The following is a 25,250-nucleotide window of genomic DNA, read 5'->3' as shown; positions in this document are numbered from 1 at the left end:
GACCACTATTCTCCGAACCACTGTTGCCGAGTCGCCACACCCAGAATAAGTGTTCGCCATCTCATCCGCACCATGATATGATAAGGTCACAAATCCCCGATTGATGCTTCGGACCAATACTAGGAGGAATTCCTTTGTTTACAGTCATTCTCGCAGAAAAACCTTCACAGGCGAAAAGCTATGCAGATGCTTTTCAGACATCCAGAAAAACAGATGGTTATTTTCATATAGAAGATTCACTGTTCCCGGGAGGAGCGGCGATTACGTGGGGCTTCGGACATTTAGTTTCATTAGAGGAACCTCAGAAATATAAGCCGGAATGGAAGCGGTGGAAGCTTGATACGCTGCCGATGATTCCGGAAGAATTTAAATTCACCGTACCTTATGCTAAGCGTGCACAGTTTAATATTGTCAAAGGCCTTCTCAGAAAAGCCGATCAGATTGTAGTTGCCACTGACAGTGACAGAGAAGGGGAGAATATCGCACGCTCCATTATCGAGCAGGCAGGCATGATGCATAAGCCGACAAAGCGTTTATGGATTAACTCGCTTGAAAAAGATGTGATCAGAAAAGGGTTTCAGGAGCTGCGTAATGGAGATGATTATCTCTCACTGTATGATGAAGCGCAGACAAGACAGGTGAGTGACTGGCTCGTAGGCATGAATATCTCAAGGCTCTATACCCTACTTTTACAGGAAAGAGGCGTTGATGGTCCATTCAGCCTCGGGCGTGTTCAGACACCAACCCTATATATGATCTGGCAGCGACAGCATGAGATTGAAAACTTTAAACCTGAACCGTTTTTCCAGCTGCTGGCTGATCATAAAGAAAGCGGAAAAGCATTTCAGACAAAGCATAAGACTACATTTAAAAAGAAAGAAGAAGCAGAAGGACTACTTAAGCAGCATGGAATTGAACATGCAGCCGAATCAAAAGGAACAGTTGTAAATGCTGAGAAAAAACTCAAGAAAATGCAGGCGCCGAGTCTTCACAGTCTGTCTTCACTTCAGGCAAAAATGAATAGACGTTACAAATACAGTCCATCAAATGTGCTGAAAACTGTACAGGATTTATATGAAAAGAAACTCGTATCCTACCCGAGAACGGACTGTCAGTTCATTACGATGAGTGAATTCAGGTATTTATCAGGTCAGCTTGAATCGATGAAAGCTGCTGCAGGAACTTCATTTGAGACAGCTCACCCGAAGCCGCGGCCAAAATATGTACAGGATAGTAAGGTGCAGGAGCACTACGCAATCATTCCAACAAAGAAAGTATTGACAAAAGACCGGATTGAAAAACTGAAGCCGATGGAAAAAAATATTTATAACGAAATTCTCGGCAGTACGCTTGCGATGTTTCATGAGGATTACCATTATGAAGAAACGCAGGTGGATGTGGATATTCAGGGGCTGATTTTCAGTGTAAAAGGAACGGTTGAGAAAAAACGCGGGTGGAAAGAGCTTTTCAGTGAGACCGCAAAAAAAGATACGATTCTTCCTCCGCTGAAAACAGGGGATGTGATCGCATCTGTTGTGAATATAAAAGATGATATGACCAAACCCCCTAAACCGTATACTGAAGGTCAGTTGATTACCATGATGAAAACGGCAGGAAAAATGCTTGAGGATGAACAGGATCAGGCGATGCTGAAAGAAGTTGAAGGAATCGGTACAGAAGCAACGCGTGCTTCAATTATAGACACTCTGAAAAAACAACAGTATATTTCAGTTACAAAAAACACGGTTACCGTGACCGATAAAGGTGTGACGCTTTGCCAGGTAATTGGCGGCACCCTGCTCAGCAGTCCTGAAATGACAGCGAGATGGGAAACCTATTTAAAGAAAATCGGCAGAAAAGAAGGCAGTCAGGAGGCTTTCCTCAATAACATTGCAAAATTTATTCAGCATATGATCACTGAGGCACCTAAACAGATGGGGAATGTGAAAGCCACTGGCGGTAACACTCAAAAGAAATCATCAGTCATGCCAGTCTGTCCAAAATGTAAAAAAGGAGTTATGGTCGATAAGGGTGGATTTTTTGGATGCAGTGACTATAAGCAGGGCTGTAGACAAACACTACCAAAAATGCTCCTGAAGAAGAAGATTTCAGATGTGCAGATCAAAGCTTTATGTGAAAAAGGACAAACAGGGATGATAAAGGGGTTTAAAAGTAAAGCAGGAAAAACGTTCAGCGCCCGGCTAGTGTTGAAGGACGGTAAGATAGAGATGGCGTTTAAATAAGAAAAGCGGATGAGGGCATCACCTCATCCGCTTTCTGTTAATTGCCGGCAGTTTCCTGCGGCTTTTTCTTTTCTTCAAGCAGTCTCTTCACTTCATCCTTATGCTTTGTATTCACAAGTATATAAAGAAAGTCTCCTGCTTTGATCTGTGTTTCACCGTAAGGGCTGATCAGCTGGTCGTTACGGACGATTGCACTGATTGTAGCCTGATGCGGGAATTTGAGATCTTTAAGTTTTTTACCGACAATTGCTACATCTCTGTTCGTATGGAACTGAATCATCTCGGCATTGGCTTTACCGATCGAAATAAGCTCCAGCGAATGGTGAGGCGTATCTTTCTTCGGGCCGACAAGGTTCAGCTTCTTTGCTACATAGGAGATCGTAGAACCTTGAAGCAGTGTGGATGTCAGGACAATAAAGAACACAACATTAAAAAACAGCTGTCCATTTTCAAGACCTGCCACAACCGGGAAGGTCGCAAGCACAATTGGCACCGCTCCCCTTAAACCGGCCCAGGAAATAAAGATTCGTTCTTTCATTTTGTATTTCATTCCTGCAACGGATAAGAAAACGGCAATTGGCCGTGCAATAAAAATCAAAATGACTGAAAGAATCAGACCGCTGATGACAATATCGATTGAAAATAACTGACCCGGGAAAACTAAAAGTCCTAAAATAATAAACATGAGGATCTGAGACATCCAGGCGAAACCTTCATTAAACTGAAAAATAGAGTAGCGGTAAGTTAATTCATTGTTGCCGATAATAAGAGCTGCAACGTATACAGCCAGAAATCCGCTGCCGCCAACAATGGCAGTAATACTGTAGGTGAGTAATGCAAATGCAACAGAAAAGATAGGATAAAGTCCACTTGAATCAAGCTTGATCCTGTTAAGGGAAAAAGATGCAATCCTCCCGAGAATAAGCCCGAGTGCAAGACCGGCACCCATCTGAAGTATGAATGAAGGAATCAGACCCCATATAGATGAATCATCATTTGAGATTAATTCAATGAACGACAGCGTAAGGAAGACAGCCATCGGGTCGTTGGTCCCCGATTCGGCTTCGAGTGTGGCCCCCATTTTCGCTTTGATATTCCGTTCCTTTAACACGGAGAAAACAGCTGCAGCATCTGTAGAGCCGACAATTGCCCCAAACAGCAAACCTTCAAGGAGCGTTACATCAAAGATCAAGTAAGCAGCGTACCCGACAATACCTGAAGTTAAGATAACCCCAAGCGTGGCAAGTGAGAGAGATGGCAGGGCAACAGCACGAACGGTTTGCCATTTTGTCTGCATACCACCTTCAAATAATATGATGACAAGAGAGAAGATTCCGATTAACTGAGCAGCTCTTGCGTCATCAAAATATACAATGCCCAGACCGTCACTGCCGACAATCATTCCAATAACAATAAACAGAACGAGTGCGGGAAGACCCCATTTATTTGAGAATTTTGCAACAAGAATACCCGTAATGAGTAATAGTCCGGTTAGAAGAATGAATGAATCATTTCCAAAGGATTCAAACAGCATATCTGTCACTCATTAAGCATCATCTCCATCGAAATGATTTTGCTCAGCGTGTTTATATTCCTGGGCTTTTTCAGCATATTCTCTCACAATTCTTTGCATATCAGCCCGGTCCTCATCAGTTACCTCGCGTATCACTTTTGCAGGGCGGCCGAATGCCATCATCCCTGCAGGAATCTTTTTACCGGGTGGGACGAGACTTCCTGCTCCGACAAAAGCACCTTCTCCTATTTCAGCACCATCAAGGATTATTGAACCCATACCGATCAATGCTTGTTTTCTGATTGTGCAGCTGTGGAGTGTGACTTGATGTCCAATCGTCACCTCGTCTTCAATCACAAGCGGCAGGTTCGGGCTCTGGTGCAGCATAGACAAGTCCTGAATGTTCACTTTCTGTCCAATGACAGTTGGTGAAACGTCACCTCTTATGACAGCGCCAGGCCAGACGCTTGATTCAGGTCCGATGTTGACATCACCTGATACAGTAGCCATTTTTGATATGTAAACACTTTTATCAATTATAGGGTTGTGACCTTTATAAGAAAGAATCATTAAATCACTCCTGTGTCCAATATGAAATATGATATAGTTTATTTTAACACAGGCATAGCAAATACTTCATAATACAGACTTCTAAGAATTTGAAAGGCAGGTGTTCATGCTATGTGGAAATGGGAAACAGATGGGATTGCCCGCGGCGTGATTGTGATGATTCATGGGGAGCTTGAGCATCATGCCAGATATGGCTGGTTAATTGAAATGTGGCGTGAGAGAGGTTATCACGTTGTCATGGGTGACCTGCCTGGCCAGGGGATGGTCAAGCGTACTGAAAGAGGGCACATTGATTCATTTAAAGAATATGAAACAGCCGTTGGCCAATGGATTGAAGCAGCCATGTTATTTAATCTGCCAATCTTTTTGCTTGGACAAGGTCTTGGCGGACTGATTGCTGTCCGTATGATGTATAAGAAGAAATATGAAATTGCAGGGTTGATGCTGTCTAATCCAAGCTTCGCCTATAAACATACACCATCAAAGTTCAGTCATCTGCTGTCAGGCAGTCTGAACAGATTATCGCCTGAGCACCGTTTTACATTTGGATTCACGGTACAGGATGCAACACGTAATGAAGAAATTATTGATCTTGATTTAGAGGATCCGATTTATGTATCAAGGGTATCTGTCAGATGGTACAGGGAAATGCTGTATGCAATGAAGCAGACACTGGCTGAAGACAGTGACTTTCCTGCGATCCCGCTTCTCTTAATGCAAAGCGGTCAGAATAAGCTTGTGGATACAGCTGTGGGCAAAAAGTGGCTGCTGTCACATAACCTTGATGAATTTCAATATAAAGAATGGTCACAATGTTATCATGAATTATTTAACGAACCAGAACGGGATGAAGTTTTTCACTACGCAGAATCATTTGTTAAAAACCGCTTGAGATCAATCGGCTATGACTTATAAATGAGGTGGAATGACATGGCAGTTCCGAATGAACCGTTATTTCTAATGAATCAGGTATACCGTAGAGTGTTTCCGATTGTTCACAGGGAGCTCTTTCACTGGAAGCAAAAAGCACTTCAGATTGAGAATGAAGAGTTAAAAAAGCAGGCTGTGGACAGTATAACGGATAAGGCATTTCACTGCGAAGGCGGGGGGATTATGTCCCTTTTAGCTTTAAAAGGAAAACGCGATGCGATTGAATTTATCGTTGCTTACCAGACAATCAGTGATTATCTGGATAATTTGTGTGATCGCAGTACCTCGCTTGATCCTGAAGACTTTGCAGCGCTTCACCAGGCAATGGAAGATGCACTGACTGTCGGGGCGGTCCCCGGTCATTATTATCACTTGAGAGAAGACAGTGAGGACCACTATTTATCTGGTCTTGTACTGCGCTGTCAGGAAGTGTTATCAAGAATTCCAAACTATCCGCTGATTAAAGACGAGCTCCTTTATCTGTCACATATTTACTGTGAACTTCAGATTCACAAGCACGTTGCAGAAGAGGAACGCGAGGAGCGTCTTCAGCAATGGTTTGAAGCTCACCGCAGTGAATTTCCTGAAATGGAATGGTTCGAGTTTTCAGCATGTACAGGATCAACACTTGGCATTTTCTGCCTTGTGTCTTATGCACTCAGACCGGACTTTAAACCGGAATATGCAGCCGTGATCAGAGAAGGGTACTTTCCTTACATACAGGGACTTCACATTCTGCTTGATTATTTTATCGACCAGGAAGAGGATCAGGAAGAAGGGGATTTGAACTTCTGTTTCTATTATAAAAATCCTGAGAAGCTCTTTAACAGACTCCGGCATTTCGTTAAGGAAGCAGATAGACATACAAAAAAACTTCCGCACTGCAGGTTTCATATGCTGATTAACAGAGGACTTCTTGGCGTCTATTTGTCTGATGATAAAGTAAACAATCAGAAGAAAGTCAGAAATCTTGCGAGAAAGATGATCCGTTCGAGCGGAGCGGTCAGCTTCTTCTTTTATATCAACGGGCGTGCATACAGAAATGTCATGAAGGTTCTGTCAGGCAACATTTATTTGAAAAACCAGTTGTAAAAACGAGTCGGATATTTCGCTGAGCGGAATATTCGACTTTTTTAATGGTTTTTACAATAATGATGGATGAGAGGAGTGAAATCATGTCACTGACATTAAGTATATTAGATCAATCTTCGATTTCAGAAGGAGGAACTGCAGAACAGGGTCTCAAGCAGACTGTCGAACTTGCACAGCTTGCAGACAGCCTCGGCTTTGAGCGTTTCTGGGTCTCTGAGCACCATGATACACCAACGCTTGCAGGTTCTTCCCCTGAAGTATTGATTGCCCATTTAGCAGCAAAAACAGAGCGGATTAAAGTAGGCTCGGGCGGTGTGATGCTGCCGCATTACAGTTCATATAAAGTTGCTGAAAATTTTAAAGTACTTGAAGGCCTGACACCTGGTCGGATTGATGTGGGGATTGGCCGTGCGCCAGGGGGAATGCCAAGGGCATCATATGCTCTATCTGACGGAAAACCGCGTGATGTGAACCGTTACCCTGAACAGGTTAATGAATTACTTCAATATCTGCATGATGATGTGCCTGAAGATCATCCATATGGCAACATCAAAGCAACACCTGTCACTCAGACAGTTCCGGATCTATGGATGCTCGGCTCAAGCCCTTCTTCTGCAGCACTAGCAGCTGAACTCGGTGTTCCATATACATTTGCGCTATTTATTAACGGGCAGGGTGGCCCATCTTATACACAGCAATACCTGAGACGTTTTAAGCCATCAAAATATTACAGTGAACCGAAGCACTCCGTTGCCGTATTTACCATCTGTGGTGAAACAATGGAAGATGCTGAACGAATCGCTTCAAGTCTTGACCTGTCTATGGTGATGCTTGAACAGGGCATACCATCTAAAGGAACGCCAAGTCCAGAAAAGGCGATGGCTTATGATTACAGTCATTTCGAAAGACTCCGTGTCCTTGAGAACAGAAAGCGTATGGTGATCGGTGATGTTGATCATGTTGAAAAAGAACTGAACAGACTTGCCGAAGAATATGAGACAGATGAGATTATGCTGACCACGATTGCTTATGATTTTGACGATAAGCTGAATTCATTTAAACGGATTGCTGAGAGAATGCTGTAGGTTTACGATGAATACTTTTTAATACCGCTGCCTCTCTCCATGGAAAGAGGCAGTTAAATGGGATAAAAAACATTCAGTTTCTTAACATGGATGTTTTCATTCTCAGAAAATGACTATAAAAATAGCCGTGTGATTAGCTTCACACGGCTATTTTCTATTTCTTTTCTATCGCCAGAATAAAAGGCGATGGTGTCTGTGTATTGATAAACTGATAGCGGAGTACCTGTGCATCAAGGCCATCAATTTTTTCGCAGTAGCGTAAAAGATAGTCGCGTTCAACTGCACCTTCAGGGTGTCCGTGATAGATTACGAGAATCATCATACCGCCAGAACGCATGACACGCAGGCATTGTTCAACCGCCGCGATTGTCGTGCGCGGTCTGGTTACAATGGTCTCATCACTGCCCGGCAGATAGCCAAGGTTAAAGATCGCACCGGCAACTGCACCGTAGTGTACCGGCGGCAACGTATCCTCTATCGTTTCGTGTCCCTGGTTAAATAACAGGACGCGGTTTTTCAGTTCATGCTCTTCAAGCTTGGAAGTCGTTTCTGCAATGGCTTCCTGTTGTACATCAAATCCGTAAACCCTGCCATGCTCGCCAACGAGACGTGCGAGAAACAATGTGTCATTGCCATTTCCTACTGTGGCATCAATGACCACTTCCCCCGGTTTTACCGCTCTTTCTAAAAGTGTTCTTGTATATGGAAGGATTCTGTCCAGATTCATGATCGCACCCCACTTACATATTTGCTGCCCTGACATGAGCCTCTTTCAATCAACGCACGGTCAATGCCAGTGAGCACCTCCCACTTATTCACACTCCACATTGGTCCAACCATTAATTCAATCGGGCCGTCTCCCGTGATTCTGTGGATAATCATTTCAGGTGGAAGAATTTCAAGCTGGTCACATACAAGCTCTACATATTCCTCCTGTGTCATAAATTCAAGCTGGCCTTTTTCGTACTGCTTAACCATCGGTGTTCCTTTTAACAGGTGAAGCAGGTGGATCTTAATTCCCTGCACGTCGAGTTCAGCAACTGCTTTAGCCGTCTCCATCATCATATCCCGGTCTTCACCCGGAAGGCCGTTAATAATATGTGAGCAGACTCTGATGCCGCGGTCGCGAAGCTTTTTCACGCCTTCTTTATAACATTCAAAATCGTGTGCACGGTTAATCATATCAGCTGTTGATTCATGGACAGTCTGAAGTCCGAGCTCAACCCACAGGTATGTTCTTTCGTTCAGCTCAGCCAGATAGTCAACCACATCATCCGGCAGACAGTCAGGTCGTGTCGCAATCGACAGACCGACGACATCTTCAAAGCCTAGTACTTTCTCGTATTTTTCACGCAGTACTTCAACCGGTGCATGCGTATTCGTAAATGCCTGGAAGTAAGCCATATACTTACCTTCCTTCCACTTGCGGTGCATACGTGTCTTGATCTCGTTAAACTGCACTTCAAGCGGGTCAACCCGGTTTCCTGCAAAGTCACCTGACCCGGCAGCGCTGCAGAATGTACAGCCGCCATGCGCGACAGTACCGTCACGGTTGGGGCAGTCAAAGCCGCCGTCTAATGCGACTTTAAATACTTTATGTCCAAAATGATTTCTTAAATGATAGTTCCATGTATGATAGCGCTTATTGTCAGCCGCATATTGAAAAGGGTTTTCTATTGCCAAAGGTGTGAACCTCCTTCATTGCTATTAGCGTACTCTAGGCATTCTACCATGATTTGCAGAAGGGGACTACTGAATGAAGGCGGATTGATCAAAAAGCGCTAGATATGAGATGATTTAATACAGTCTGTTTGATGCTGACTGCAGCATATACCCGGGTTGACGATAGGGACAGCTCTCGCCAATCGACGGTCGAAAAACGAAATGATGTCGCAGCACTTTCCTCTTGATGTTTTTGACAAACAAAAAGCCTGTTTCAGAAAAGCATGAAGAGTGCGAGTGAACGTTTGAACGTCGTGTTTTTGAAGCTGAGGTATCTGTCAGTCCCATTGAACGACGTAATTCACTCATTGAGGTAGTGATACACCCGGGTTGAGCGTTGTATCAGTCCAATTGACTGCGTTAACTTCAGAATCGAAAGTTAAGCCAGTCCCCAACTTCAATATTCTTCACCCCGTAAACCAAATATTAAGAATCCTCCATCTACTTTCCAGCATCTTGTATTCACTCACATTACCCGGTAAAATAATTTGGTACACGAAATACATATGAAATGAGGGACAATCGTGCCGCGTGCGTTATGGTTTTTAGTAATTGGGATGGCAATCAATGTGACGGGGGCTTCTTTTTTATGGCCGTTAAATACAATTTATATCAGCGGTGAGCTGGGAAAATCCCTGACGACTGCAGGACTGGTGCTGATGGCGAACGCCGGTGCGAGTGTGCTAGGCAATCTGCTTGGCGGCGTGCTGTTTGATAAAATCGGCGGCTACAGGTCCATTATGTCAGGGATTTTGATTACGCTGACTGCAGTCGGCGGACTGATGATCTGGCATGAATGGCCGCAATATGTATTCTTTATGATCTTTATTGGTTTTGGATCAGGGATTGTTTTTCCATCAATGTATGCAATGGCCGGATCTGTCTGGCCGGAGGGTGGAAGGAAGGCTTTTAATGCCATCTATCTTGCAACAAATATCGGTGTTGCAACTGGTGCTGCCATGGGTGGTTTTGTTGCATCATTTTCATTTAACTATATATTCATTGCGAATTTTGTGATGTATGTGATTTTCTTTCTGATTGCGCTGTTCACTTATAAAAATATTGAACTGGAGCCGAATATCCAGACGAGTGTGCTGCAGGAGCGGGGACGGATTCAAAGTAAGGCTGCGTTTACATCCTTGCTGATATTATGTGGTGCTTATCTTTTGTGCTGGGTTGGATATGTGCAGTGGCAGTCGACAATTGCTGACTACACCCAGCGAATCAACATCCCGCTTGAATTGTACAGTGTGCTCTGGACAGTCAACGGACTGCTGATCGTTGCAGGGCAGCCGTTAATCAAGCCGATTGTAAAACGGTTTGAGCATAATCTGAAAATCCAGATGGCGATCGGCACAGTGATCTTTATGGTATCATTTGCCGTCACTGCTTATGCGGGCAGCTTTCAGGGCTTTCTTGCAGCAATGATTATATTAACAATCGGGGAAATGCTGATCTGGCCGGCAGTACCAACCATTGCGAGCAGACTTGCGCCAAAAGGACGTGAAGGTTTTTATCAGGGGGTTGTCAATAGTACAGCAACCGGTGGCCGGATGATCGGACCGCTACTTGGCGGGATTATGGTGGACCTTTACGGGATGACACCACTCTTCTTCTTATTGATTGGTTTACTCGTCATTTCGATCGGAATTACATTTGTTTATGACCTTCCATTAAAGAAAAAAGAAGTGGAAGCAGCGGCTTAAAAATACTTGCAAGCCCGGAGTCAATTGCATACAATAGAAAATAGTCATCATAACTAAGACGTTGAGAAGGATTAGTAACAGATCGCCGCTGATAAAAGAGAGTCTGCATTTGGTGAAAGCAGACCGGCAGCACTGTGAACTCACCTTTGAGTCGATTATGCGAAACAGAGTAGCATGATCCGTTTTCCGCGATAAGGACTTGAGCGCGTGTACACGAATTTGGGTGGTACCGCGGGAGTGTATAAGCACCTCCCGTCCCATGATTGGGGCGGGAGTTTTTTGTTTATTACAGGTAATTTTTTACATTAGGAGGAACTGGTATGAGCTTTGATCATAAGGTGATCGAAAAGAAATGGCAAAAGCACTGGCTTGAAGAAAAAACATTCAAGACAGAAGAAGATTTTTCAAAAAAGAAATTTTACGCACTTGATATGTTCCCGTATCCATCCGGAGCAGGTCTTCATGTAGGACACCCGGAAGGTTATACAGCAACTGATATTCTTTCGCGCTTTAAGCGTATGCAGGGTTATAACGTACTTCATCCGATGGGATGGGACGCATTCGGACTGCCTGCAGAGCAGTATGCACTTGATACAGGGAACAGCCCGGCTGAATTTACAAAGAAAAATATCGATACATTCCGCCGTCAGATTCAGGAGCTTGGTTTCTCTTATGACTGGGATCGTGAAGTCAGCACAACTGATCCTGAATACTACAAGTGGACACAGTGGATCTTCCTGAAGCTTTATGAACAGGGACTTGCTTATGTGGACGAGGTAGCGGTGAACTGGTGCCCGGCACTTGGAACCGTTCTTGCAAATGAAGAAGTCATCGATGGCAAAAGTGAGCGCGGCGGACACCCGGTAGAGCGTCGTCCAATGAAGCAGTGGGTACTTAAAATTACTGCATACGCTGACCGTCTGATCGATGACCTTGATGAATTGGACTGGCCTGAGAGCATTAAAGATATGCAGCGCAACTGGGTCGGCCGTTCTGAAGGTGCTGAAATCACATTTAACATCGAAAACACTGACGAGAACTTTGGCGTATTTACAACACGTCCTGATACACTTTTCGGCGCTACTTATGCAGTGCTTGCACCTGAGCATCCGTTCGTTGAAAAAATTACAACAGCTGATCAAAAAGGTGCTGTTGACGCTTATATCAATGAAATTAAGTCAAAGAGTGATCTTGAGCGTACAGATCTTGCAAAAGAAAAAACAGGCGTATTCACTGGTGCTTATGCCATCAACCCTGTAAATGATGAAAAAATGCCAATCTGGATTGCAGATTACGTCCTGATGAGCTATGGAAGCGGTGCAATCATGGCTGTGCCGGCTCACGATGAAAGAGACTATGAGTTCGCACAGGAATTCAACCTGCCGATCCGCGAAGTCGTTGAAGGCGGAGATGTTTCCAAAGAGGCTTACACAGGTGAAGGTAAGCATGTGAACTCAGGCTTCCTTGACGGTCTTGGTAAAGAAGAAGCGATTGCAAAATCGATTGAATGGCTTGAAGAAAAGAATCTTGGTACGAAGAAAATCACTTACCGTCTGCGTGACTGGTTGTTCAGCCGTCAGCGTTACTGGGGTGAACCGATTCCGATCATCCACTGGGAAGACGGCACGATGTCAGGCGTACCTGAATCAGATCTGCCGCTTGAACTGCCAAAAACAGAAAATATTAAGCCTTCAGGCACAGGGGAATCACCACTTGCAAATATCGAAGAGTGGGTAAATGTTACACATCCTGAAACAGGCATGAAGGGCCGCCGTGAGACAAATACAATGCCTCAGTGGGCAGGAAGCTGCTGGTACTACCTGCGCTATATCGATCCGACAAACAGTGAAGCACTCGCTGATCCGGAGAAAATTAAGCACTGGCTGCCTGTAGATATTTATGTAGGCGGAGCAGAGCATGCTGTTCTTCACCTGCTGTACGCACGTTTCTGGCATAAAGTGCTTTATGATATCGGTGTGGTACCAACGAAAGAGCCGTTCCAGAAGCTATTTAACCAGGGAATGATTCTTGGTGAAAATAATGAAAAGATGAGTAAATCTAAAGGGAACGTCGTAAACCCTGATGAGATTATCCGCACACACGGTGCAGATACACTTCGCGTCTATGAAATGTTCATGGGACCACTTGAAGCATCTGTAGCATGGTCTGAAAACGGTCTTGACGGTGCAAGAAGATTCCTAGAGCGCATCTGGCGTCTACTTGTAACAGATCAGGGCACACTGACAGACAAAGTAAAAGATCAGCCGAATGAAGCACTTGAAAAAGTGTATCATCAGACGGTGAAAAAAGTGACAGAAGACATTGAAGGCATCCGCTTCAACACGGCAATTTCGCAGCTGATGGTATTTGTGAATGAAGCCTACAAAGTTGATGTTATTCCTTCAGAATACATCAAAGGCTTTGTTCAAATGCTTTCACCAATTGCACCACATATTGCTGAAGAGCTGTGGGAGAAAGTTGGAGAAGGTGAGCTCAGCTATTCTGAGTGGCCAACATTCGATGAGTCCAAGCTTGTCAGCAATGAAGTTGAAATCGTTGTTCAAATCAACGGTAAGCTGAAGAAAAAGCTGATGGTTCCGCGTGAAGCAACACGCGAAGAAATGGAATCACTTGCAATGGAGCAGGAAGAAGTAACGTCTGCGATTGAAGGAAAAACAGTCCGCAAAGTGATCGCTGTTCCAGGGAAACTGGTTAATATCGTAGCAAACTGACCGTCCGGACTGTTATAATCTAATTATGCTTAAAATGGAAAGGGTGGAGAACATGTCTGAATTAAACACAATTACTGCAAGTGAAGTACAAAAGAAGCTTGAATCAGGTGAAGAACTGAACCTGATTGATGTACGTGAAAATGATGAAGTCGCTGAAGGGATGATCCCGCAGGCAACGCACATTCCAATGGGTGATATTTCAATGCACATGGATGAGCTTGATCAGGATAAAGAATACATCGTGATCTGCCGCTCCGGCCGCCGAAGCGAAAACGTAGGCTGGTTCCTGCATGACCATGGATATAAGGTGACAAATATGACTGGCGGAATGCTCGAGTATGAGGGCGAGACGAAGCCGAAAGCGTAAGTATAAAAAACCCGGCGTATGACCATTATTAAGTGGATACGCCGGGTTTTATTTGAGTTTATATTTTTAAGCAAACTTGAAGAGCAGATATGAGCTCGAGTGGTGGCTTGCGATATTCCTTCATTTCAGGAGTTATTGCTTCGAATTAACAAATGATTCCATCAATATGAAATGTATTCTTTCAATTTGAATTTTTATTCGATAAATTCGTTTGAGAGCACAATATTTCCATCATAATAAGAGGTATTTCCTTCAATAAGCCAAGTGATATCTATCATGTAAACTGTTATTCCTTCACCCTGGCTTCGGCACTGCACGATCACAGCCCGCAAAACTAAATCCTAAACCGGCTCACCAGCCGCATTACTCCCGGCCAGTCTCCCTGTAACTAATGCAGAAGTAATATTATATCCACCTGTATATCCATGAATATCCAATAACTCGCCGCACAGGAATAACCCTTCACATTTCTTTGACTTCATCGTTTTAGGCTCAATTTCCTTAATAGAAACGCCGCCCCCTGTAACAAACGCCTTTTCAATCGACTGTGTGCCGTTCACTTTCATGTCAAATGCCGTCAGCAGCCCGGCCATTCCACGGATCTTTTCTGAAGAAATTGTTCCTGCCTGCTGATCCGGATCGATTTCGTTCAGCTCCATTAGAAAATGAATGTAACGCTCAGGTGCAAAGCCTTTCCAGACATTTTTGACTGCTTTTTTCGCATCATCCTTTGCCATCTGGTTCAGCTGCTGGAATACACTTTCAGCATTTTGATCTGGCATCACATTAATCCGCACTGTAACCGGCGCGCCTTTTTGCTTTTTCATTTCTTTCACTGCATATTGACTGCAGCGTAAAATCGCCGGACCTGATAACCCGAAATGGGTAAACAGCATATCCATCTGATGGGTCACGACTGGTTTACCGTTTTTCTTCAATACACTCACTGCTGCATCACGCAGGGCAAGACCCTGAAGTGATTTATTTTTAATAAATGGTTCACTTGAAAGCAGTGGTACTTCAGTAGGGAACAGGTCAGTAACCGTATGCCCCGCTTTTGTCACCCATGGATAGCCGTCACCTTCTGAACCTGTCTGGGGAACGGATTTCCCGCCAACTGCGAGCACAACTGAATCAGCCAGGATTTCTTCGCCGTTTCTCGTCTCGATCCCCGTTACTTTACCGTCTTCGATCAGCAATTCCTTCACCGGTGCGTTCGTTCTGATCTCTACATTCAGCTCGCCCAATCTTCTAAGAAGTGCATCTACAACAGATTGTGCTTTATTCGACACAGGGAACATTCTGCCGTGATCCTCTTCTTTTAACGCAACGCCAAGCCCTTCAAAAAAAGCAATGATGTCTTCATTATTAAAGACAGAAAATGCACTGTATAAAAATCGGCCATTACCGGGAATATGTTTGATAATTTCATCCACAGGGAGGCGGTTTGTTACGTTACAGCGCCCGCCGCCTGAGATCGCAAGCTTACGTCCGAGCTTTGTACCTTTATCTATTAAAAGAACGCGTTCTTTTTTTTCGCCGGCTGCAATCGCGGCCATCAGACCGGATGGACCACCGCCAACGATAATTACATCATATTTCATTTGATTTCAACTCTTTTCTGCAATATGCATTCATTTTAACGTGTGAAACTAGACAATTCAATGCAGTTATCATTGTCATTCGTCCATTCGGGTAGTACACTCTAATATAGTGTCAAAATTCTTGTCAGATGATTAGGAAGTGAAAACGAATAGATGTCTACATCCACACTTGTCAGAGGTACTTTTATTCTGACGTTAGGTACTTTTATTTCCAAGTTTCTCGGACTTTTTTATGTCATTCCATTTAATGAACTCGTAAGTGACGAGCCTGGTGCGCTTGCACTTTATCAATATGGTTATATTCCATACACCATTTTTCTTTCAATTGCGACAGCGGGAGTTCCGCTTGCTGTATCAAAGTTTATATCCAAATATAATGCCATAGGTGAATATGAAGTAGGAAGGAAACTGTTTCGCTCCGGCCTGATTCTCATGTCACTTACAGGGATTTTCTCTTTTCTGATGATGTACTTATTCGCTCCTGTTTTTGCTGACATGGTCATTGAATCAAATGAACAGCAGGTGAGTGTAGATCAGGTCATATCAGTTATCAGGGCAGTCAGTTTTGCATTGATTATTATCCCTGTCATGAGCTTGATCAGAGGATTCTTTCAGGGGTATGAATCAATGGGACCGACAGCTGTCTCAAATGTAGTTGAGCAGATTGTCCGGATCGTCTTCCTGTTAGCAGGTGTGTATGTTGTCCTGTTTGTGATGGAAGGATCAATGACTGAGGCGATCGGTGTGGCTACATTTGCAGCATTCGTTGGTGGAGTTGCAAGTTTTGCATTACTCGTTGTTTATTACCTGAAACGTAAACCTCATTTAGATAAAATGAGTGCTACAGGTAAAAATGAATTAAATGTTTCTATTAAAGACATGTATAAGGAAATTATTCTTTATTCAATTCCTTTTGTACTTGTCGGTGTTGCAAATCCACTGTTCCAGGTTATTGACACACTTACATTTAATAAAGCAATGGTATCAATCGGGCTGGCTGCTGTAACGGATATTCAGCTTGAAGTACTGAACTTTACGACTCATAAACTGGTGATCATTCCGGTGTCGCTTGCAACAGCTTTTGCCATGACACTGATTCCGGTGATTACATCGAGCTTTTCTAAAGGAAACTGGAATAATCTAAACAGACAGATGGACCAGACGTTTCAGATCCTGCTGTTTTTAACCATGCCTGCAGCAATCGGTCTTTCACTGCTTGCAGAGCCTGCTTATACCGTGTTTTATGGTGCTGATCAGCTTGGTACTGAGGTGCTCAGAACCTATGCGCCTGTCGCGATTTTATTTGCGATTTACACAGTAACGGCTGCTATGATGCAGGGGATTAACGAACAGCGCTGGAGTGTGCTGAGCTTACTTGTCGGCCTGCTTGTGAAACTGGCACTGAACATTCCGCTCGTTCAGATGATGGAAGTGCAGGGAGCTGTCTTGGCAACAAGTATTGGCTATATTTCAGCCATCGTCATCAATCTGCTTGTCATTAAATATTTTGCAGCTTACAAATACAGAATGGTCGTTAAAAGAACCTTCCTGATGCTGATCTTTAATGTGGTGATGGCAGTTCCGGTACTGATCGTGTATTTTGGACTTGATCTTGTACTGAACCCTGAAAACAGGCTGCATGCGATCATCATTCTTGCAATCTGCGGACTGATCGGTGCATTTGTCTATGCAGTATTAAGTATGAAATCCCGTCTTGCTGACCGCCTATTCGGTGACCGCGTGACGCGTTTACGAAATAAATTTTCTTAAAAAAGGATGTTTCTGATGAGACTCGACAAACTGCTTTCGAACATGGGGTATGGCAGCAGAAAAGAAATGAAGAAATGGCTGAAGTCAGGCACAGTGACAGTAGACGGCAAGCCTGTGAAAGACGGTAAGCATCAGGTGGATCCTGAAAAGCAGACTGTCAGTGTAAACGGGGAAGAGGTTCATTACCGCGAATTTATTTATCTCATGATGAATAAGCCGCAGGGTGTGATTTCATCAACTGAAGACGGTATGCATGAAACCGTCATTGACCTCATTGACCCGGACTATCATTTGTTTGAGCCGTTTCCAGTTGGCCGTCTGGATAAAGACACAGAAGGCTTTTTGCTTCTGACCAATGACGGTGGACTCGCACATGACCTGCTTTCACCAAAAAAGCACGTTGCCAAAACTTATTTTGCCCGGATAGAGGGGAAAGTAACACAAGATGATATCGAGGCTTTCAAGCAGGGAGTCACCCTCGACGACGGCTATGAAACCAAACCTGGTGAACTTGTTATCTTATCAGATGGCGCAACCTCAGAAATCGAGCTGACGATCACAGAAGGTAAATTCCATCAGGTCAAAAGAATGTTCCAGTCAGTCGGCAAGGAAGTCACTTTCCTTAAAAGACTTTCCATGGGGTCGCTTGAACTCGATCAAACCCTAGAGCCGGGCGAATACCGCGAACTGACAGAGGAAGAGTTGTTCAGTTTAAAAAATAGAAAATAACATGGTGATTACTATCATTCAGCTGACCCTCGGAGCAGAGGACGGAGACTCCTGCGGCAGAGAAGCGACAGGTGAGACTTAGCAGAGCGCAGCTCAATGAGGCTCACCGCGCGGCCGCGGAAAGCGCAGTCCTCTGCGGAGAGGGTCAGCGGTTTTAAAAGCCATATAAACACAAAACAAGAGCAGCGTAGATACGCTGCTCTTTTATACTTTCAAATTATGAAATTTTGACCTTCTTTTCTGTCGTTGTCCATTTGCCCCGACTAGGACTTGTCACTAAATCGTTATAGGCTAACACATTCAAATCCCTTTGAATGGTGCGAGGTGTAATGCCGAATTCATCTACCAAATCATTTGTAGTCACTGTTCCGTTTTCTTTAATGAACATATAGACAGATTTGATACGCGTCAGCATTCTGTTCGTAGTTGGTTTCAAAAAACCACTCCCTCATCTTTTTTCCATGGCATTGACGACGGTTGACAGTTCAATTATGAAGAGAAGTAAAATTGGATGCCTGACGACAGCCCCTTTTCATTCTTTTTCGACAATTATGATTGTCTGACAATTTTATTGTACACCCGATTTAAATAAATTTCTACCCTTTTGCACCCATTTACAAACTATTAACATATTTAATCAGATATCGTTCGTGATTAAGATGTATGGAAACTTTTCTCATAGTTATTCGTAATCTTATAAAAGGGTGTGAAGAGATGCTTAATGTACGTATTCAGTCAGGCAGTTATCAGCCGAATCAGCCGATCATTCAGGATGTCAATTTCCATTTGAAAACAGGAGAACTATTAGTAATGATCGGATCTAACGGTGCAGGAAAAAGCACGACATTAAAAGCCATTATGGGTCAGCTTCCATTTTTAGAAGGGGAAGTGGTATTTCAAAAAACTATCCGATATTCATTTATACCGGAAAGGCCTGTCTTTTATGATGAATTAACGCTTCAGGAGCATTTGCAGTTTATTGCTGATATCGAAGAGATGACTGAGTCTGAATGGAAACCGAGGGCAGATGAATGGCTCGAAAAGTTTCAATTAACCAAAGTGCTTCATGAATTACCGGGAACCTTTTCAAAAGGTATGCAGCAAAAGGCAATGCTGCTGCTCGCGCTATTGACGAAGCCGTCCCTTTGGATTATTGATGAACCTTTCATGGGTCTTGATCCGTCAGCGGTGAAACTTTTTATGAAACTGATCAAAGAGGAGCGGGAGAGGGGTGCCGGGATATTAATGTGCACACATATCCTTGATACGGCTGAAAAGATCGGGGACAGATTCATTATTATATCTGAGGGAACTCGTTCAGCATACGGCACACTGCAGGAAGTACTTGAAGGCTGCGGTGCCGAGGATCTTTACGGCTGTATTCCGGAGGCAGAATAAAGATGAAACAGCTTCTGAGAACAAGAATACATAGAGATTTCAATTATCAGTACGGCATTATTAAAACTGCAATTGACTGGACGGTCATTGTCTATCTGATTTTACCTGCGATCTTTTTCAGCGGTCTTTTCTACAGATCACTCTGGACTGAGCCGCCTCTCTGGTTCAGCTGGTTTGACTGGCGACTGGCTGCGCTTGTAATGGCGGTGACAATGCTTTCATCAAAATGGCGAACCTTTTTGTATGAGGCAGACAGCGTCTTTTTAATAAAAGGCTTTGTTAAAGTTTAATGTGGTTTTTTACTATGATGAAAGGACTTCCATATATTTAGAAGTCCTTTTCTTTGTTATTACTGGCTCCTTAAACTAACGCACCCGTTAGTTCGTTAAAAAGTTATCCCAAATCGTTTCTTCCACTAAAAAAAATTCTTCGTGAGAACATACTGCTAATACACATTTCTCATTATGATAAAACATTAAATCTTCTGGTAGTTCACCAATCCAATCAAAAAGAGAATTACTACGTACTTTTAAAAATTGAGTCGTAACATTATTCAATTGAAAATAGAAAACGTAAGCTGTCTCTTCAAGAAGTTTTGTGGTTTCCCATTCTTTTTGTATTCGTCTTTCAATTAAGTGCCATCTTATATCGGATATAATATCATCAACATATGCAAGACGCTCTTCTTCAATCTCCATTAGTTGTCTATTTTCGACAAAAGCAAAGCGATTGCAATTCCTTGAGAGTAAGTCTATTAGTCGCTTATAACGTTTGCCTTTTACATTTTTATTAATCATTATCATATCAGTCTCACCTCCGCAAAGTGACTCCATATTTATTGCTCTTCAGCACTATAATAACCCTTCACTCTTTTACACTACCTGTCCCGTTAGTTGAATAAGAAATATGATTATTTCGTGAACTTAGAAAACCTTAGTTTATCATATGTTTCTACAATTGGAATTAAATTCCCTTTAATTATCATATCATTGACTGTTATTTCGTTCAGTTGGTGCTGAATGCTCTCAAGCATTTGAAACCACGCTAAGTAATTATCAAGATACTTGGTCGCTACACCATTAAAGCGCTGTATCCATCCTTTGAGTCTGCTGTGATAACTGTTGACGTTTTGGATATGATAAAGACCCTTTGTGCGGACTTTTCCGTCTGATTTGAACTGATAAATGGTCATTCCTTTGTCAGTAGCATAGGTTCTAAACGCTCGCCAAGAGTCTGTACATAATACATTTTCAGGTGACAGTTTTTGACCAATTGCTTTGTCTAACTGCTCTTTTTTTATTCTGCCTACACCAAGAGTGGTCGAGACTGTATTTTTGTCACGGTCTCTTGCCACTAATACACAGACTTGTTCCTTGCTGATGCCACGCTTCTTTGCTGTTCCACCACGTTTACGAGGTTTTCTTCCTACAATTTTCTTCTGCCCTTTTTCAGAGTACAGGAAATAGGTCTCATCCATTTCAACGACACCTTGAAAATCCGCTACCTCAATTTGCTTTAGCGCTGATAATAATTTATGCCTCCAGTAAAACAACGTGACGTGTGTTACACCTTTAACCATCTCGGATGACTTACGGAGGGAATATCCATCAATCATACATTCAATGAATTTTATCCATTTATTCAGGCGGCGGGTTCTATAGAGTGCGGTGTTGGTTAAATCGGTGAAAGTAACAGTACAGGATTTACAGCGATAACGCTGTTTCTTTACTTCGTCGTCATTTACAAGGGTAGTGTATTTTCCAAATCTCACTACTTGCTTAGATTGGCAGTGAGGACAAATGTATCCCTGTTTATTTTTTCGTTCTGAAATCTCTTGAAGAGCGTTTCCTGTGGAGGATGATGCAGTGAGTGCATCGATAAGAAATGCTCGCAGTCTTTGTTTCTCTGCTGGATTTAATTTTTGTATTTCTTTAAGAATATCAGTCGCTCTCACTGTCATCACCAGACCTTAGTTGATACTTTTATTATAGAACAAATGTTCGTTAAAATCAAATATCAACATTAAACTTTAACATAGCCTAATAAAAAGAAGAGAACAAATCGAATCACTCCTAAAAAAGAGCTTCATCTACAATCTTTTATTTTCATTTTTAGAGACAGGAATGGTTACCTTCCTGTTGTTACCGTTTCTGATCAACTTTCTTTATGCAGACTGGGTTGCAATTCTTGCTTTCTGGATATCAGTCACTGCAATAAAAGTCAGTGGAAAGTCAATGTTTTACTTTGCATGGTTAAGATTAAAAGGGTGGCGGTTAAAGGGCGCTGTAATATCTACTGGAATTGTGATCATTCTAGGTACTTTTTTCATTACCTGGCTCAGTCTGACGTTCCCTTTAGCAGCAATAGTTCCACTCATTGCGTTCATGCTGATGTTGCCTGCTTTACTGAAAAACAGTCTGCTGTCTCCCAACAGAATTCTTGATCATGGGATAAAAGAACGCGGGTATAAAACAAGAATGATCAAAAAGATGTTTACCATGTCTTATGAAGTAGAGACTCCGCCAAAAGCCAAACACCGCTCAAAACCATGGTTCTTCAGAAAATCAGGCCGGATTTTTAAGGAACCCGGACCGCAAAAAGCGATGGCTGAGCTTTTTATCAAGAATTATGCAAGGGATAGAGAGTATACTTATATCGTTTTAAGACTGATTGGAGCAGCTGGTGCTTCAGCTATTTTTGTTCCATCCGGATGGGCTTATTTAATCATCGTGGCGTTTCTTGCTTTTGGTACGATATCTGTCAGTCAGCAAATGTGGGCACAATTAATCGATCAGCATGCGATCGGAGTAAAATATAAATCCAGGGACGCATATTTTAAAGTCAAGCGTAAAACGGACCTGATCACAGTCATTCCCTATACTGTGTTTCTCGTCCTCTATTTCATCTGAATCAAATTTCATGGTGATTCCACCGTGGAAATGTTCTATAATAGGACCATTATCGAAGAACGGGGTGAATGCCGTGACGATCAGCTGGATGGATGAAGTTGATAAAAGAAAAGACGACATATTAAAAGAACTGCAGCAGCTTATTGCGATTCCAAGCGTACTGGATGAATCAGGCGCAGACGAAGAGGCACCTCTTGGCAAAGAGGTTAAGCGGGCACTTAAGTACTTACTGGATGCAGGAGCTGCGTCCGGATTCAGCAGTAAGAGTGTTGGACATATTGCCGGTCACCTTGAAATGGGCGAGGGAGATGACCTGCTCGGTATTTTATGTCACGTAGACGTTGTGCCGCCCGGGAATGGATGGACACATTCTCCATTTGAAGGGGCTATTGAAAATGGCAGGCTTTATGGACGCGGAGCCATTGATGATAAAGGCCCGACCATCGCCGCCTATTATGCAATGAAAATCATAGATGAACTCGGTCTTAAGCTGAATAAAAGAGTCCGGATGATTATCGGAACAGATGAAGAAAGTGACTGGCGCTGCGTAGATCGCTATTTTAAAGAAGAGGAAATGCCGACCATCGGCTTTGCGCCAGATGCTGATTTCCCTGTGATTCACGCTGAAAAAGGGATCATGGACGCTGATTTTCATCTGACTGAATTTGAACCTGATGAGCATGCACCTAAAATTGAAATGCATACATTCCACTCCGGTGAACGTTATAATATGGTTCCTGACTATGCTAAGACAGAGCTGACCGTACATGCTGAACAGACTTACCTCCTTCAGGAGTATGAGGAATTTCTGAAAGAACATGAACTTAAAGGTGACTTTTATGTAAAAAGCGGTCTCCTCACGATGGAGCTGCACGGAAAATCAGCTCATGCAATGGAACCGGACAATGGACTTAATGCCGGGATTCTGCTGCTCAGATTTTTAAAACGCTTTGAACTTGATGCGAGAGCCAGAACATTTGCAGCATTTGCAGATAAATATTTGTTTAACGGGTCAAGAGGGATCGCATTAGGTATCGCCGGAAAAGACGATATCAGCGGTGATCTGACGCTGAATACAGGTCTTATCCGTTTCGATGAAAAGAATGCGTATTTCGGCATTAACATCCGTTATCCTGTAACCTATGAGATGGATGAAAAGCTCGGGTGGCTGATCAGTGAAATGAAACACCATCACATCAGCGTAGACGTAAAAGATAACTCAAAGCCTCATCATGTAGATGGAAATGATCCATTTGTCCAGACACTTTTATCTGTATATGAAAAGCAGACGGGTGATAAAGGTGAACTGCTCGCGATCGGTGGAGGCACTTATGCGCGGTCACTTGAAAAGGGAGTCGCATTTGGTGCTCTGTTCCCGGGGAGAGAAGATGTTGCACACCAGAAAGATGAATATATTGAAATAGAAGACCTATTAAAAGCGACTGCAATCTATGCAGAAGCTATTTATCAGCTTGCTTGTGAGAAGCAATCATAGAGGGGGAGATCAGTATGGGTACTATTCTTGTAAATGATCAGTTTTTAGACCGTGTGAACGGTACAGTGGATATCGAGGATCGCGGATACCAGTTTGGTGATGGTGTATATGAAGTAGTCAGAGTATACGGGGGTAAAATGTTTACAGCTGAAGAGCACCTGACAAGACTGTTCGAATCAGCTGAAAAAATCTTTCTTACGCTGCCTTTCACACTGGAGGAATTAACAGCACGACTTGAAAAGCTGATGACTGACAACAACCTCGATACAGGTATTATTTATCTGCAGGTAACAAGAGGCGCATCATCAAGACAGCATCATTTCCCTGAAGAACAAAATGCAGTATTGACTGCTTATACAAAAGAAGTAGCACGTCCTGTTAATGACATGAGCGCAGGGGTAAAAGCGATCACTACACCGGATGTGAGATGGCTTCGATGTGATATTAAAAGCCTGAACTTACTCGGGAACCTGCTTGCAAAACAGGAAGCAGTCTCTAAAGGCGGCTTTGAAGCAATTCTGCACAGGGATGAGACAGTAACAGAAGGGTCTTCATCAAACGTTTTTATTATTTCTAACGATACAATGTACACACATCCGGCAACGAACCTGATCCTAAACGGCATCACACGCCGTGAAATTATTAAGCATTGTGCAAATATTGGTTTGAATGTAGAAGAAAAAGCATTCACACTTGAAGAGTTATACAATGCTGAAGAAGTATTTATGGCAAGTACGACTGCAGAGGTTATGCCGCTGACATTAGTGAACGATCAGCAAATCGCTGGCGGCACACCAGGCACCTGGACGCGCAAGCTGCAGGAAGCATTCGAAGAAGCAGTTGAAAATCAGTGCGGTACATTGGCAGAGACGATTACTTTATAAGCTCAACCATCTTGATTAGTGTGTTCACACGTCTAAGATTAAACAGCTTCAATTTCACATGTTGAAATTGAAGCTGTTTTTTTAATGATTCAAGGTAATTAATTCCAATGATAAAAGTTTATGGTAAGCTGTAGTAGTTAACTTGATAGTGACGATTCACTTTCATGATAAAGGAGGGAATGAATTGCAAAAAACTTATTCATGGAGAAGTTTTACTTTTTTACTATTAAGTTTACTGACTTCGCTGGCTATGTTTCTTCTGGACCCCATTGCAATCGCTACTTCAGAGCGGGTTGGTTTATTTATCATTGTATTTCTTATCATTACAGCCATTGCTTCCATTGGTTTTGCCTTTATAACTTTTACCCGCAGAAGTGAAAGAAAGGGTATTGCGGTGATCGCCTTGATTTTAACTGTCATCAACACGGTGATCATTGCGTTCTTTCTCTGGTTTGGAGCGAATTTCTCCTGACTTACTGATTATACATAAACAGCAAAAAA

Annotated in this window: 23 protein-coding genes and 1 other annotated feature; of the genes, 15 read left to right on the top strand and 8 right to left on the bottom strand. The window is 43.0% G+C overall.

Going from position 1 to position 25,250, the window contains the following annotated elements:
- Positions 1 to 134 precede the first annotated feature (134 nt).
- A complete protein-coding gene (locus DH10bf12_RS16070) occupies positions 135 to 2,243 on the top strand; it encodes a type IA DNA topoisomerase (protein WP_471736255.1) in 2,109 nt (702 codons plus the stop codon).
- 37 nt (positions 2,244 to 2,280) lie between these two features.
- Here the strand turns inward: DH10bf12_RS16070 and DH10bf12_RS16065 are convergent, their stop codons facing one another.
- Complete coding sequence (locus DH10bf12_RS16065; RefSeq protein ID WP_471736254.1) at positions 2,281 to 3,777, bottom strand: potassium/proton antiporter; 1,497 nt, start codon at positions 3,775 to 3,777, stop codon at positions 2,281 to 2,283.
- 12 nt (positions 3,778 to 3,789) lie between these two features.
- Positions 3,790 to 4,326, bottom strand: coding sequence for a gamma carbonic anhydrase (locus DH10bf12_RS16060; protein ID WP_471736253.1), 537 nt, complete (start codon positions 4,324 to 4,326; stop codon positions 3,790 to 3,792).
- A 111-nt stretch (positions 4,327 to 4,437) separates the two neighbouring features.
- Here DH10bf12_RS16060 and DH10bf12_RS16055 point away from each other — a divergent pair, with 111 nt between their 5' ends.
- From DH10bf12_RS16055 to DH10bf12_RS16045, 3 genes are all read left to right on the top strand, one after another.
- On the top strand, positions 4,438 to 5,241 hold the full coding sequence (locus tag DH10bf12_RS16055) for a serine aminopeptidase domain-containing protein (protein WP_471736252.1): 804 nt from the start codon (positions 4,438 to 4,440) through the stop codon (positions 5,239 to 5,241).
- A 15-nt stretch (positions 5,242 to 5,256) separates the two neighbouring features.
- A complete protein-coding gene (locus DH10bf12_RS16050) occupies positions 5,257 to 6,348 on the top strand; it encodes a tetraprenyl-beta-curcumene synthase family protein (RefSeq protein ID WP_471736251.1) in 1,092 nt (363 codons plus the stop codon).
- A gap of 83 nt (positions 6,349 to 6,431) precedes the next feature.
- A complete protein-coding gene (locus DH10bf12_RS16045; RefSeq protein WP_471736250.1) occupies positions 6,432 to 7,433 on the top strand; it encodes an LLM class flavin-dependent oxidoreductase in 1,002 nt (333 codons plus the stop codon).
- A 154-nt stretch (positions 7,434 to 7,587) separates the two neighbouring features.
- Here the strand turns inward: DH10bf12_RS16045 and mnmM are convergent, their stop codons facing one another.
- Together mnmM and mnmL are read right to left on the bottom strand one after the other, a co-directional pair.
- Complete coding sequence (gene mnmM / locus DH10bf12_RS16040) at positions 7,588 to 8,160, bottom strand: tRNA 5-(aminomethyl)-2-thiouridylate-methyltransferase MnmM (RefSeq protein WP_471736249.1); 573 nt, start codon at positions 8,158 to 8,160, stop codon at positions 7,588 to 7,590.
- Positions 8,157 to 9,116 carry a tRNA modification radical SAM protein MnmL/YtqA gene (gene mnmL / locus DH10bf12_RS16035; RefSeq protein WP_471736248.1) on the bottom strand — a complete coding sequence of 320 codons (960 nt, stop codon included), beginning with the start codon at positions 9,114 to 9,116 and terminating at the stop codon, positions 8,157 to 8,159. Before mnmL ends, mnmM begins: the two co-directional genes overlap by 4 nt.
- A 563-nt stretch (positions 9,117 to 9,679) precedes the next feature.
- Between mnmL and DH10bf12_RS16030 the strand changes: the two genes are divergently transcribed.
- The 3 genes from DH10bf12_RS16030 (at position 9,680) to DH10bf12_RS16020 (ending at position 13,960) form a co-directional block, all read left to right on the top strand.
- Complete coding sequence (locus DH10bf12_RS16030; RefSeq protein ID WP_471736247.1) at positions 9,680 to 10,861, top strand: MDR family MFS transporter; 1,182 nt, start codon at positions 9,680 to 9,682, stop codon at positions 10,859 to 10,861.
- A gap of 52 nt (positions 10,862 to 10,913) precedes the next feature.
- Positions 10,914 to 11,124: a binding site (T-box leader), on the top strand.
- Between the two features lie 57 nt (positions 11,125 to 11,181).
- Positions 11,182 to 13,593 (top strand): leucine--tRNA ligase, encoded by a 2,412-nt coding sequence (gene leuS, locus DH10bf12_RS16025; protein WP_471736246.1) that lies wholly within the window; start codon positions 11,182 to 11,184, stop codon positions 13,591 to 13,593.
- Positions 13,594 to 13,645: 52 nt separating this feature from the next.
- The gene (locus tag DH10bf12_RS16020; protein ID WP_471736245.1) at positions 13,646 to 13,960 is read left to right on the top strand and encodes a rhodanese-like domain-containing protein; all 315 of its coding nucleotides are present in this window, start codon (positions 13,646 to 13,648) and stop codon (positions 13,958 to 13,960) included.
- Between the two features lie 341 nt (positions 13,961 to 14,301).
- Here the strand turns inward: DH10bf12_RS16020 and DH10bf12_RS16015 are convergent, their stop codons facing one another.
- Positions 14,302 to 15,564 (bottom strand): BaiN/RdsA family NAD(P)/FAD-dependent oxidoreductase, encoded by a 1,263-nt coding sequence (locus tag DH10bf12_RS16015; RefSeq protein WP_471736244.1) that lies wholly within the window; start codon positions 15,562 to 15,564, stop codon positions 14,302 to 14,304.
- A gap of 153 nt (positions 15,565 to 15,717) precedes the next feature.
- Between DH10bf12_RS16015 and DH10bf12_RS16010 the strand changes: the two genes are divergently transcribed.
- The gene (locus DH10bf12_RS16010; protein ID WP_471736243.1) at positions 15,718 to 17,334 is read left to right on the top strand and encodes a putative polysaccharide biosynthesis protein; all 1,617 of its coding nucleotides are present in this window, start codon (positions 15,718 to 15,720) and stop codon (positions 17,332 to 17,334) included.
- Between the two features lie 15 nt (positions 17,335 to 17,349).
- Positions 17,350 to 18,063, top strand: coding sequence for a pseudouridine synthase (locus DH10bf12_RS16005; RefSeq protein ID WP_471736242.1), 714 nt, complete (start codon positions 17,350 to 17,352; stop codon positions 18,061 to 18,063).
- A gap of 217 nt (positions 18,064 to 18,280) precedes the next feature.
- On the opposite strand, the gene DH10bf12_RS16000 is transcribed toward DH10bf12_RS16005, so the two are convergent.
- The gene (locus DH10bf12_RS16000; RefSeq protein WP_039810515.1) at positions 18,281 to 18,499 is read right to left on the bottom strand and encodes a DeoR family transcriptional regulator; all 219 of its coding nucleotides are present in this window, start codon (positions 18,497 to 18,499) and stop codon (positions 18,281 to 18,283) included.
- A gap of 278 nt (positions 18,500 to 18,777) precedes the next feature.
- On the opposite strand from DH10bf12_RS16000, the gene DH10bf12_RS15995 reads away from it, so the two are divergent.
- Positions 18,778 to 19,461: an ABC transporter ATP-binding protein gene (locus DH10bf12_RS15995; protein WP_471736241.1), complete on the top strand. Its 684-nt coding sequence runs from the start codon at positions 18,778 to 18,780 to the stop codon at positions 19,459 to 19,461.
- A gap of 2 nt (positions 19,462 to 19,463) precedes the next feature.
- The gene (locus tag DH10bf12_RS15990) at positions 19,464 to 19,751 is read left to right on the top strand and encodes an ABC transporter permease (protein WP_471736240.1); all 288 of its coding nucleotides are present in this window, start codon (positions 19,464 to 19,466) and stop codon (positions 19,749 to 19,751) included.
- Positions 19,752 to 19,838: 87 nt separating this feature from the next.
- Here DH10bf12_RS15990 and DH10bf12_RS15985 read toward each other — a convergent pair whose 3' ends face one another.
- Both DH10bf12_RS15985 and DH10bf12_RS15980 read right to left on the bottom strand, forming a co-directional pair.
- A complete protein-coding gene (locus DH10bf12_RS15985; RefSeq protein ID WP_471736239.1) occupies positions 19,839 to 20,264 on the bottom strand; it encodes a stage III sporulation protein AH in 426 nt (141 codons plus the stop codon).
- Between the two features lie 107 nt (positions 20,265 to 20,371).
- Positions 20,372 to 21,421, bottom strand: a complete 1,050-nt coding sequence (locus DH10bf12_RS15980; RefSeq protein WP_471736238.1) for an IS1595 family transposase — start codon at positions 21,419 to 21,421, stop codon at positions 20,372 to 20,374.
- An 82-nt stretch (positions 21,422 to 21,503) separates the two neighbouring features.
- Here DH10bf12_RS15980 and DH10bf12_RS15975 point away from each other — a divergent pair, with 82 nt between their 5' ends.
- The 4 genes from DH10bf12_RS15975 to DH10bf12_RS15960 all read left to right on the top strand — a co-directional run bounded on the left by DH10bf12_RS15975 (position 21,504) and on the right by DH10bf12_RS15960 (position 25,221).
- Entirely contained in the window at positions 21,504 to 22,370 is an 867-nt protein-coding gene (locus DH10bf12_RS15975; protein ID WP_471738256.1) for an ABC transporter permease, read from the top strand.
- 73 nt (positions 22,371 to 22,443) lie between these two features.
- Positions 22,444 to 23,865, top strand: coding sequence for a dipeptidase PepV (gene pepV / locus DH10bf12_RS15970; protein ID WP_471736237.1), 1,422 nt, complete (start codon positions 22,444 to 22,446; stop codon positions 23,863 to 23,865).
- Positions 23,866 to 23,879: 14 nt separating this feature from the next.
- On the top strand, positions 23,880 to 24,749 hold the full coding sequence (gene dat, locus DH10bf12_RS15965; protein ID WP_471736236.1) for a D-amino-acid transaminase: 870 nt from the start codon (positions 23,880 to 23,882) through the stop codon (positions 24,747 to 24,749).
- Between the two features lie 184 nt (positions 24,750 to 24,933).
- Positions 24,934 to 25,221: a hypothetical protein gene (locus DH10bf12_RS15960; protein WP_471736235.1), complete on the top strand. Its 288-nt coding sequence runs from the start codon at positions 24,934 to 24,936 to the stop codon at positions 25,219 to 25,221.
- Positions 25,222 to 25,250: the final 29 nt, after the last annotated feature.

The sequence above is a fragment of the Jeotgalibacillus sp. 10bf12 genome, assembly GCF_055597105.1.
The sequence above is the reverse complement of the archived record's forward strand: the minus strand, read 5'-3'. Positions and strand labels throughout refer to the sequence as shown.

Excerpts from the sequence above, each read along its gene's own strand:
- DH10bf12_RS15990 (WP_471736240.1), top strand. The coding sequence starts at position 19,464 with ATGAAACAGCTTCTGAGAACAAGAATACATAGAGATTTCAATTATCAG.
- DH10bf12_RS16010 (WP_471736243.1), top strand. The coding sequence starts at position 15,718 with ATGTCTACATCCACACTTGTCAGAGGTACTTTTATTCTGACGTTAGGT.
- DH10bf12_RS16065 (WP_471736254.1), bottom strand. The coding sequence starts at position 3,777 with ATGCTGTTTGAATCCTTTGGAAATGATTCATTCATTCTTCTAACCGGA.
- DH10bf12_RS15980 (WP_471736238.1), bottom strand. The coding sequence starts at position 21,421 with ATGACAGTGAGAGCGACTGATATTCTTAAAGAAATACAAAAATTAAAT.
- DH10bf12_RS16055 (WP_471736252.1), top strand. The coding sequence starts at position 4,438 with ATGTGGAAATGGGAAACAGATGGGATTGCCCGCGGCGTGATTGTGATG.
- dat (WP_471736236.1), top strand. The coding sequence starts at position 23,880 with ATGGGTACTATTCTTGTAAATGATCAGTTTTTAGACCGTGTGAACGGT.
- DH10bf12_RS16005 (WP_471736242.1), top strand. The coding sequence starts at position 17,350 with ATGAGACTCGACAAACTGCTTTCGAACATGGGGTATGGCAGCAGAAAA.
- DH10bf12_RS16050 (WP_471736251.1), top strand. The coding sequence starts at position 5,257 with ATGGCAGTTCCGAATGAACCGTTATTTCTAATGAATCAGGTATACCGT.
- leuS (WP_471736246.1), top strand. The coding sequence starts at position 11,182 with ATGAGCTTTGATCATAAGGTGATCGAAAAGAAATGGCAAAAGCACTGG.
- DH10bf12_RS15995 (WP_471736241.1), top strand. The coding sequence starts at position 18,778 with ATGCTTAATGTACGTATTCAGTCAGGCAGTTATCAGCCGAATCAGCCG.
- DH10bf12_RS16060 (WP_471736253.1), bottom strand. The coding sequence starts at position 4,326 with ATGATTCTTTCTTATAAAGGTCACAACCCTATAATTGATAAAAGTGTT.
- DH10bf12_RS16045 (WP_471736250.1), top strand. The coding sequence starts at position 6,432 with ATGTCACTGACATTAAGTATATTAGATCAATCTTCGATTTCAGAAGGA.
- DH10bf12_RS15985 (WP_471736239.1), bottom strand. The coding sequence starts at position 20,264 with ATGATAATGATTAATAAAAATGTAAAAGGCAAACGTTATAAGCGACTA.
- mnmM (WP_471736249.1), bottom strand. The coding sequence starts at position 8,160 with ATGAATCTGGACAGAATCCTTCCATATACAAGAACACTTTTAGAAAGA.
- DH10bf12_RS16020 (WP_471736245.1), top strand. The coding sequence starts at position 13,646 with ATGTCTGAATTAAACACAATTACTGCAAGTGAAGTACAAAAGAAGCTT.
- DH10bf12_RS16015 (WP_471736244.1), bottom strand. The coding sequence starts at position 15,564 with ATGAAATATGATGTAATTATCGTTGGCGGTGGTCCATCCGGTCTGATG.